The sequence below is a fragment of the Dethiosulfatarculus sandiegensis genome, from assembly GCF_000931935.2.
GTDB lineage: Bacteria > Desulfobacterota > Desulfarculia > Desulfarculales > Desulfarculaceae > Dethiosulfatarculus > Dethiosulfatarculus sandiegensis.
Window position 1 is genome coordinate 1 of record NZ_AZAC01000042.1, and the last position, 5,596, is coordinate 5,596.

The window sequence follows — 5,596 nt, forward strand, 5'->3', positions numbered from 1 at the left end:
CGATAGGCCGTACCAGGACTGCAACAAGAGAGCCTTGAACATGCCAAGAGCAGGATAAGCGGGATTACCCACCGCATTGTGGCGGTGGCCAAGATTCTTTTTCAAAAATTCTTCTATTGGATGCCAATCAATGATTTTATCTATTTTGTCCGCCGTCTTTTCCCGACGTTTGCGCCTGATTGCCGCATGATCCGCGAAACCGCCCTTGTGATCGAACCTTGTAGGCATTTACGCACCCCCCAAAACAGGTTTCAACCACTATATCAAATAGTTAAATCTTTCCAAAGCGAATTGCGCATCCTGATACTGTGCAGCACTCTCGAAAAAGGGATAATCATAAATTTATCCAGGATGGGCACCTCCTAATAATGCATTGATTGGAAATTATAAAGGCCGATTTCGGGATGAATGCCTTAACACCAATTGGTTCTTGTCTTTGGAAGACGACAGAGCTAAAATCAAGACTTGGGGGCAGAAACAGGACTGCAAGGGCAGTAGACCTTATACTTATTTAGGAAGCAATACCACGCTGGAATTTGCTTGTTTTTGCCTAAGTACATACTATGACACGGTCATTCAGAAGAGCCAAATACTGACTTAGTGATTAATTTTTGGGAGGGGGAGACCCCACTGGCAATGTGCATTTGCGGCCTTAAGGGATATAAAATAGACACCTTTCTGTCCACAACTGCCAGAAAACTCAGGATTAATCAGAGAACGCTGTATCCTACCCAACAATCTAGATTAGTACAATGTAAGATATTGTCTAGCGTAGAATTACTGATTTAGCCAACTGAATGGGGGTACTTAATGAAACATACCGCTCTAATGCTATTAGTTACAGTTTGTGTTACTGCTTTATCGCTACAAGGATCTTATGCGGCAGATGCCACAAATCGTGCGGCTTCATTAAAGACATGGCGAACGCAATGCTCGGATCCAGACCCGGATATGCAAATTGGTTACCTTGAAGAGGCCATTGCTTTGAAAGATGAATCTATTCTACGAATTTGCTTACGGCAGACCTTGAACAGTGACAATGCAGATACGCGTAATCTCGCCTTACGAACAGCGATATCTGCTAGAAATCGTATAATATTTGAAACCACCATGCCAGCTGAATTGACAAATGCTTACAAGAAAGCGGAAAAAGACAAAAGGAAAAAAAAGGAAGTTGATGGTTCCCCTACAGCCAGACTTTATTCTGTTATTAGCAATGGGTTAATCTTTGATATACAAAATGCAGAACTTGGCTCAAACCGGTCACTTTGGTTCCCTATAGCGGGAAACACAAAAGCCGATGATCGATTTAGCGGTAGGGCAGATGTGGTCGGGACAAAAGTAATCTGGACAGGTGAAATTGCCTATACTGGAGGTCAGTATACTACTTGTGATCTGCAAATAAAGCTTGTTCGCGGTAGCCGTTTGGAAGGAACACTTAAATGTGAAGGAATGTGGACTATCCCTGTGCGTGCACCTTTATTTTAGGGCTATAGAAGTCTCGCGTTTGGATGCTAGTCAGTTGCGGAAAGTTGAAGCTGATCCGGTGTACAATTCACAGAGATCAGGGTAAAAGTCGCATTTCTGTCAAACTAAAAGCCCGGCCAATGGCTGTGATGCGTAGTGATGTTGCCTGCGCTAAACTAAAGATGCATCGTGTTTTTGTAACGCCTGATTTCAATGCGCAGTCTGCAACCCGCACCCAAGTATCGCCCTTATCATAACTTGCATCCACTCCGATCTGTATGGCATTAAGGCCGCAAGACGGGCGTCGATGGAAGCTTATACCTGAAATAAAAGTGTGTCTTTGGGGTTCAATTGAAAGGCGAACCATACGCTGCCCACCTGATGGCACCATCTTCCAGCATTTCTTAGTCCGAAAAATCATCCCTTGCGCTGTACTCGTGGGGTCAATTTTCCCTTCATAACGCACTATACGGTAGGGCAAAGAGCCGTGCTGTGGCACATTAGTTCGAGCATCTATTGTATTGATACGCGTTCGAATAGAGGCAAAAACTTTGGAGATTGTATCAAAACGGATTCCATGCGCCGTGAGGTTCCTAGAATCGACTGAAGTAATCATGGCGTATGGATGAGTATGCCCCAGGTGGTCAAAAGTTACAATACACCCGGAAAGTCCACCTTTGAAATAGGCGGCGCTATTTTTAGGGTTTACAGGTTTAAATATCTGGACATAATCCGTCTTGCCCAGCCCACCCCGCTGTACGGACATTTGAAAAAGATCAAAACGTGTTTTCGATACGCTGGCAGCATCTACGATAATTTTTTTACGGCAAGCATTATCATATACAAACGAGGAGAGCCCTAATCGGGATAGGCACTCACCTTTATGGAAACCACTTTTCACAGGTGTAAAGGCCAAATCAAGATTACGTCCTTTAATATTTTGAATTAACGGGAACTCATGTAGTGATACAGGGCGGCCTGTAATCCCCTGTCTGCCTGCCATTGTCTTAAAAGTAAAAGCTTTGAGAGGTTGTCCGTTAGGGGTTTTAGCCCTTTTTGCTACATGTGCAGGCAGGGCTACCCAACATTGTATATCTCCAAGCCTATCTTTTGCACCAAATAACCATCCTTGTCCTTGCTCGCCTTTTTCGTGTTCGATAAACACACGCTCTCCCCAAACTGGCTGTGTTGAACTCAGGCACAATAGAAAAACAAAAGTGGTTATACTTGATAAACCCAATTTCATTGACCACCCCCCCAGAAAAATTTTTAGTAAGATGTACATTAGAAGTGGTAATATCTTCGACGCAATTTTGATAAATTGTAGTTCTCATAATTTGACCGGGTTTCATTATCATTATGAACAACGGGACGCGTTTCATTATCCTGTCCAGAAATTTTAAGATAATACAAAACTATAATTAATCGTGATCTTTTTTGTCATCGGAGCATTTCAAACTAGCAACCTTTGGCTCTTTATAAAAAGGTTCTGTTGAATATTTTTTCCCTAGAAAAAAGGACAAGCCCAACACTTCGAGTAAAGACAGAAGAACTTGAAAAAGGAATGCGAAGAGAACGAATCGAAAAGACCAAAGGGCTAAACTGGGATCGCTAAAAATCTGTACGAACAGTGATATATTAAAACGTTCGGAATCGCGGGTACGACCAGGTTGGTATAAGCGTAATTCTTTGGACTCCGTTGTTGCGGAAAGTTCAAAAGTTTCCTTTTCAATTGAGGCGCTCCCATACCAAGAATTGGGAGAACCGGCTGTTATACTCGAATTGGAAATTGAAGTAAGACGACTCCCCTTAGGAATAACAAAACTGGCATCCTGTGCGGGATAAACTTCCTTGTGCCCAAAAAAGGAGTTTGTACGGCCAAATATCCTGATGGTACCGCCTGTCATTAATCCCGCCGTCCTTTTCCCATTTTTTCGAGGCATAAGAGGCGAGCCTAGTTCTCTCCCAATTTCAGCAGGCCCAGCTATCGGTAATGGTCGCGCATTATTTGAAAAATAATCTTTGACGGTTGGTGTTCTAAAACGGATAATTAGACGGTTATGGATAGGACACTGAGTGTCATCATAAAAATGCAAATAACCTATAACTGAAGGGGTTGTACCCCTGTGTATCGCCCCAGATTTTATTTCAATAATAATTTTTTCACCGCTGTGTCGATATGTGACACGGGCACCCGGCATGGGCTTGATTAGGCCAATAAAAAGGCAATTATTCTCTTTTAGTCTTTGACGTATCTCATTCTCTTTGCTAACAATTTCTACATTATACAATGGGATATTTGAAAGTTCAGAACGCGCTACAATATAACTAATCAATTCTGTTTTGGCATTTATAAAAGCTAAAGGGGCATTATCATCAGTGAGTTTGACTATTGCATTTGATGTCACGATAGTGATTAGAAAAGTCATCACAAATATGCCTAATATTGATACTATACTTTTGCCGTTGATTTGCTCATTACAGGAACGGTAAAGCCTGAATAATGGACGCAAGAAAAAAAGAATTTTGATCATTGCTTTGCTCTGTGTAATGTCGGAATAAAAATTCTATAATTATAGGTAAACGCTTCAATACCGTCATCAAGTTGTAGTTCTATACTATAAATTTTGCTGGGAATATGAGATATGTCAAGAATACACTCTGTATCAAACGCAATATTAGCATCATCGGGGAGCATTTTGCATCTAAAATTACATACTTTACTATCCTTGAATATTCCTACTACATCTCTATTGGGTAGCAATGTAGCGGTAACGTAAGAAGAGCCAATACCGCTGTTAACATACAGGATAAGGTCTGAACTTTTAGGGTCACTTACTCGTGGTAGATAGAACTCCGCTGCTGATTCGCAATTATTGCCCACTACAAGTCGCCCAATGATTGTAAAATCGTTTGCGCTATACTGTGAAAGAAACTTACCGTATTTTTTAGTAACCGGGTTAAGTCTAGCAGTTCTAGCGTTTTTAGTAATAGAGGGTACGTGATAAGGATTTTCGCTGTAGTACCGACCATCTCGAGTTCTTGCTATGATACAAGTGATACGATCAGATACTATTGGAGCCGCAATTCTTATCTGACTAACATCAACATGTCCTTGTTTCTTGCCGATTGTTATACCTGCAAGAGGAATTCCCGACACAGGAGAAGCCTTATCAAAACTCTCAGTAAAATTATCGTTAATCGGTGTAGCAATCAACTCTTGAGCCTGTAGCGGCACGACCTCAGATATTGAAAAAAGTAAAAAAAAAGTAAAGAAAATCAAGGAGGAATGATTAAAACGAAATCTTGTCAAAATAGTTGATACCGGCATATTTTATTTCTTTCACTAATTTGTTTTTATTTCTAAAATCTCACACAGTGTATGAATACACCTAAAAAACTCAAAACATAATAACCCTCATTAGTTAAGAGAAATATTTAATTATGACCACACAAATAACATGTCTTATATTGGGAAATACCTGCTACCCATGACGGCATTTTTATCCTTCTCATACACCTAATAAACAACATAAAACGCTTGATTCGCAATCAAAAAATCGATCGTCTGACAGGTAAAATACCTTTGTTATTAAATCTCAACATTAGCTGCGACTTCTTGAAATTTTAGTAGTTTAACCCATTTTTCTTCCCACAGTCAATTAGCTGTATAAGGTATTGAAATTTTAGATCTTTGGTAGTGTCAATAATCTTTCGTTTTTGATTTTGGAAGCGGCCTCCGTCGTGGTCAGCCCGCGAGAGCTTCGCGGTAATTCCAGTGGTTGAGTAGTTCCATGTTCAGGTACTTCTTGGTACCCCATTTAGTGGAAGCCACGTGTCTTGGTCTGGCCGCCACCAACATAAGAGCGCTTTCGCCATCGGGGAAGGCCCCGACCACCCTGGTGCGTCTTCGTATCTCCCGGATAATACGCTCCATGGGTTTTTTGGTGCGGATACGAAGCCAGTGCTTACTTGGAAAATGGTAATAGGTAAGGGTCTGGTCAATATTTTAGCCACCAAATCGGCAGTGCTTCTCAGCTTCATAACCCTCAGCTTTTCCACCACAGCGTGGGCCTTGTCCCTTGCCGCCGCCAGGTCTTCCTGGGCATGTATGATGGCCTTTAGCATG

At 41.5% G+C, this 5,596-nt stretch carries 5 protein-coding genes and 1 pseudogene; 1 reads left to right on the forward strand and 5 read right to left on the reverse strand.

The window, feature by feature from the left end; all coding sequences use genetic code 11:
• Window positions 1–228: transposase (locus X474_RS19875; protein ID WP_044351487.1), on the reverse strand; the 228-nt coding region annotated here is incomplete at its 3' end.
• 582 nt (window positions 229–810) lie between these two features.
• On the opposite strand from X474_RS19875, the gene X474_RS19880 reads away from it, so the two are divergent.
• Window positions 811–1,488 (forward strand): hypothetical protein, encoded by a 678-nt coding sequence (locus tag X474_RS19880; protein WP_044351488.1) that lies wholly within the window; start codon window positions 811–813, stop codon window positions 1,486–1,488.
• A 76-nt stretch (window positions 1,489–1,564) separates the two neighbouring features.
• Here the strand turns inward: X474_RS19880 and X474_RS26320 are convergent, their stop codons facing one another.
• From X474_RS26320 to X474_RS25785, 4 genes and pseudogenes are all read right to left on the reverse strand, one after another.
• Complete coding sequence (locus tag X474_RS26320; RefSeq protein ID WP_156360855.1) at window positions 1,565–2,713, reverse strand: hypothetical protein; 1,149 nt, start codon at window positions 2,711–2,713, stop codon at window positions 1,565–1,567.
• 175 nt (window positions 2,714–2,888) lie between these two features.
• Window positions 2,889–4,001 (reverse strand): hypothetical protein, encoded by a 1,113-nt coding sequence (locus X474_RS19890; protein WP_044351490.1) that lies wholly within the window; start codon window positions 3,999–4,001, stop codon window positions 2,889–2,891.
• A complete protein-coding gene (locus tag X474_RS19895) occupies window positions 3,998–4,798 on the reverse strand; it encodes a hypothetical protein (RefSeq protein WP_044351491.1) in 801 nt (266 codons plus the stop codon). The genes X474_RS19890 and X474_RS19895 overlap by 4 nt, the downstream gene beginning before the upstream one ends.
• 417 nt (window positions 4,799–5,215) lie before the next feature.
• Window positions 5,216–5,596, reverse strand: a pseudogene (locus X474_RS25785) (transposase); the annotation flags it as partial.

What these genes read in the sequence shown, in the direction of transcription:
- X474_RS19880 (WP_044351488.1), top strand. Translation starts at nt 811, where the DNA reads ATGAAACATACCGCTCTAATGCTATTAGTTACAGTTTGTGTTACTGCT.
- X474_RS26320 (WP_156360855.1), bottom strand. Translation starts at nt 2,713, where the DNA reads ATGAAATTGGGTTTATCAAGTATAACCACTTTTGTTTTTCTATTGTGC.
- X474_RS19895 (WP_044351491.1), bottom strand. Translation starts at nt 4,798, where the DNA reads ATGCCGGTATCAACTATTTTGACAAGATTTCGTTTTAATCATTCCTCC.
- X474_RS19890 (WP_044351490.1), bottom strand. Translation starts at nt 4,001, where the DNA reads ATGATCAAAATTCTTTTTTTCTTGCGTCCATTATTCAGGCTTTACCGT.